Source organism: Streptomyces sp. NPDC093568 (assembly GCF_044764945.1).
Taxonomy (GTDB): domain Bacteria; phylum Actinomycetota; class Actinomycetes; order Streptomycetales; family Streptomycetaceae; genus Streptomyces.
In genome coordinates this window covers 1-3,445 of sequence record NZ_JBIWJD010000043.1, presented here as the reverse complement: position 1 = coordinate 3,445, position 3,445 = coordinate 1, and the positions used below count along the sequence as shown (strand labels likewise).

The 3,445-nt window shown below is 69.6% G+C and carries 4 protein-coding genes; all 4 read right to left on the bottom strand.

Annotation, left to right across the window (positions count from 1 at the left end; genetic code table 11):
• Window positions 1–149: 149 nt before the first annotated feature.
• Window positions 150–962, bottom strand: a complete 813-nt coding sequence (locus ACIRD7_RS43215) for an ExeA family protein (protein ID WP_403461564.1) — start codon at window positions 960–962, stop codon at window positions 150–152.
• Window positions 959–1,189 (bottom strand): hypothetical protein, encoded by a 231-nt coding sequence (locus ACIRD7_RS43210; protein WP_403461563.1) that lies wholly within the window; start codon window positions 1,187–1,189, stop codon window positions 959–961. Before ACIRD7_RS43210 ends, ACIRD7_RS43215 begins: the two co-directional genes overlap by 4 nt.
• A complete protein-coding gene (locus ACIRD7_RS43205; RefSeq protein ID WP_403461562.1) occupies window positions 1,186–2,565 on the bottom strand; it encodes a DDE-type integrase/transposase/recombinase in 1,380 nt (459 codons plus the stop codon). The genes ACIRD7_RS43210 and ACIRD7_RS43205 overlap by 4 nt, the downstream gene beginning before the upstream one ends.
• Window positions 2,566–2,664: 99 nt before the next feature.
• The gene (locus ACIRD7_RS43200; RefSeq protein ID WP_403461560.1) at window positions 2,665–3,234 is read right to left on the bottom strand and encodes a helix-turn-helix domain-containing protein; all 570 of its coding nucleotides are present in this window, start codon (window positions 3,232–3,234) and stop codon (window positions 2,665–2,667) included.
• Window positions 3,235–3,445 lie beyond the last annotated feature (211 nt).

Sequence of the window (3,445 nt, the reverse complement as noted above, 5' to 3'; positions counted from 1 at the left end):
TGTTGGTTGCCATTCAAAATCGTGACGGGTTTGCCACTCACGATGGTGATGTTCGGGGATGAGAAGAGCCCGCCGGTGGGGTTCCGGCGGGCTGTTTGATCTTCATGGTGTCACTGGGATGTTGAGGGTGCCGATGGTGGGCGCGGACGTCATTCGGCGGTGACTTCGGCGACGGCGGCGCGTGCGCTGTGCTCGTCGACGATGGGCTTGCCTTCGGCGTAGGCGGACAGCAGGGCCTGGACGGCGAGGTTGTTGACGGCGCGGGGGTAGCCGCGGGCGGTGTCGTGGATCAGCGTGATCGCGTCGTCGGTGAAGAGGGTGTCGCTGCGGCCGGCGAGCGCGAGGTGGTGGACCAGGTAGGAGGAGGTCTCCTCGCCGGTCATGGACGGCATGTTGTAGCGGACCTGGATCCGCTGGTCGAGGGCGGCCAGGACACCGAGCTTGATCTTGTGCCGCAGGGTCGGCTGCCCGATCAGCAGGCAGGCCAGCGGGCTGGAGGAGTCCATCTCATCGTTGGTCAGCATCCGGATCGCCTCCAGCTGCTCGTGGTCGAGCAGATGCGCCTCCTCGATGATCAGGATGGGGACGCGGCCCCGCTCGTTGTTCTCGGTGGCCAGCAGGTCCGTGGCCTGCGGGATCAGCGTGGACTTGTGCGGACGCGGGACGCCGCCGAGTGAGGTGACGATCGCGTGGTGGATCCCGGCGACGCCGACCGCGGGGTTCGCCATGTAGATCACCTTGTGGCGGGGGTGGTCCAGCTGGGCCAGCGACGCTCTGACCGCGACGGTCTTGCCCGCGCCGACCTCACCGGTGATCACTCCCAGGGCGCGTTCGCCGATGCACCAGGTGATCCGGGCGACGGCCTGGGCGTGGGAGGAGTGCCGGTGCAGCATCGAGGGGGCCAGGTCCTTGCCGAACGGCATCCGCGTGAAACCCCAGTGCGCGGTCAGCTTGTCTATCAACGTCCGTCCGTCCTCTCCAAGTGGGCGATCGCGCAGGCCAGTTCGGCCGCCGCGTGTTCGGCCCGGCGGTGGAATCCGACCGCGAGCCGCAGAGCCGGGCCGGTGGGCCGGCGGTGGTCGAGCCTGCGGCCCGCGAGGCGGAGGGTCCGCTCCAGCAGGACGCGGGCGGACGCCTCCTGCCCGTCGAGTTCGTCGAGCCGGTCCTGGACCGGGTTTTGGCTGGTCACGAGCCTTCCTCGGTCAGGTCGACGGCCTCGACGGGCTGGGCCTGGCCGGGCAGGAACACCTCGTAGTTGATCCGCTGCCCGAGATCCTTCGTGCGCTCGGTGTCGATCAGGCGCAGGTAGTCGATCCCGGTCGGCGCCGGCGGGACCGCGGCCGGGGTCTCGGGCCTGGCCCTGGGGTGCGCGTGCCGGGTGATCTGGTGCGGGACGGCCCTGCCGAACGAGCGGCCGCCGAAGCGGACGTCGATGTCGGTCAGGTCGAAGGGGTCGAAGACCAGCTCGACCTGACGGCCGACCAGCGACGCGTCGACGTTGTAGGTGTTGGACTGGAGCGAGACCGTGGCGGTCTTGGCGACCTTCCGCAGCTCCGACCAGCGGAAAGCCTCCCTCAGCGCGTCCGGTGTCGGCGTGGGGAACGGCGCCCCGGCGAGCCAGCGTTCCAGCGGCTGCTGCCCCGTCTCGGAGTGCACCCGCCGGTGGTAGACCTGTTCGACCCAGGCGGTGAAAAGCCTGTTCAGCATGGCCAGGTCGGTGACCTTCTCCGTGTCGACCTCGACCAGGAACTGTTCCCGGACTGTTCTGAAGAATCGTTCGATTTTGCCCCTGCCCTGCGGGCGCCCCGGCGTCGAGTGGATCAGCTTGATCCCGAGCCTCGCGCATGCCCTGAGCAGGGCGGAGTCCACGAAAGCGGAGCCGTTGTCGACGTAGACGCCTTCGGGGACGCCGCGGGCGGCCAGCGCCGGCCGAAGCGCCGCCGCCAGGCGGACGCTGTCCTCGGCGCCGCCCCAGCGGTGCCCCACCACGGCCCGGCTGTTGTCGTCCACGAACGCGAACAGATATGCCTTGTGACCTGCGATTTTCGGGCCATGGAGAGCATCGCCCACCCAGAGTTCGTTCGGGCGGGACGCCTCGAACCGGCCGAACGCCTCCGGCGCCTGCCCGTCCGGGCGGGTCAGCAGTTCGAGACGCTGAAGGTGCCGGTGGACGGTGCGGTAGGACGGGCCCCAGCCCAGGTGCTGCTGCAGGATCCGCACCACCTGCGCGGTCGACCGCGACGGGTTCTCCCGCTTCAGGGCCGCGGCCAGGTCCAGGACCTCCTCCGGCGTGCGCGGGGTGACCTGCCTGGTCGGCGGCAACAAAGCGTCGAAACCGCCCTCGCGCCAGAGCCTGAGCCAGCGGTCCACCGTCCCCCGCGTGATCTTGACCGGCTTCCCGAACGGATCGGTGTGCATCCGGGCGGCGATCGCGCGGACCATCGCCCCGCGCTGGCGCGGGCTCAGGGCAGCGTCAGCCGCCTCACGGATCAACTGGTAACGGAACAAGGCGACTTGGTGGGCCCGTTCGGCCCGCCGTCGCTCCTCCTCATCGACCAACGCCATCCGGCGCCCTCCTGAAACGGCTGTGGACATGCCAGCCGCCAGGATGAGCCGCCCCCGACGATCTTCGTCAGGGTGAACTCGTGTTGATCGTTTAGGTACTCAGGCAGGCGGCCAGCCCGGCGCCAGCAGGCGGCCGTGGCAGGCCGCCGACACCAGCAACCAGGTAGGCACCTTCAACTTCCCGAGCCTCGCCCTCGCGGCGAACGCGAATCCCGTCACCGCGCTGACCGCGTCCGCGACCGCCGTCCCGGCCGGAGCGGGCAGCACCGACGCCGGATCGTCCGCCAGCGCGACCAGCCACGCGGTGAACACGGCCGCCGCCCGGACCGCCCGACGCGACCAGCACCGCAGCCAGCCCCGCACTGTCGTCACCGGCCTGCCCAGCCGCCCGGCGATCCGCCGACAGCCCCAGCCGGCCGCCGCGAGCTCCAGTCCCGCCCCGACGACCTCCGCCGTGTCCGCGCGTCTGACCAGCGACAACACCGGAAGCAGGATGTGCGTCGCCTCGCAGGAGCGGCACCTCGCCCGACGCGGACGCACCACCACGACCCCGCCCAGACCCCGCAGACTCCGCGACCGGCCCCAGCCCCAGCGGGCCAGCACCCCGCCGCAGTCCGGACACGACAACTCGCCCTCGACCAGGCGCTGTTCGACAACCGAAGTTGTCACCTCTACCGTGATCAAAGCGCCCTCCGTTGGCGCTCGCACGGCCCTCCCGGACGCCGCCAAACGAGCGGGAGGGCCGTCATCATGTTCAGAACATGATCACGGTGCCGCCCAGTACCCCGAAGATCAATTACCGCCTTGTGAACTCTTCCTCATCAACATCATCAATGGCACAACACTGCCCGTTCGTCAGCATGTTGAGTGGCTATCTACA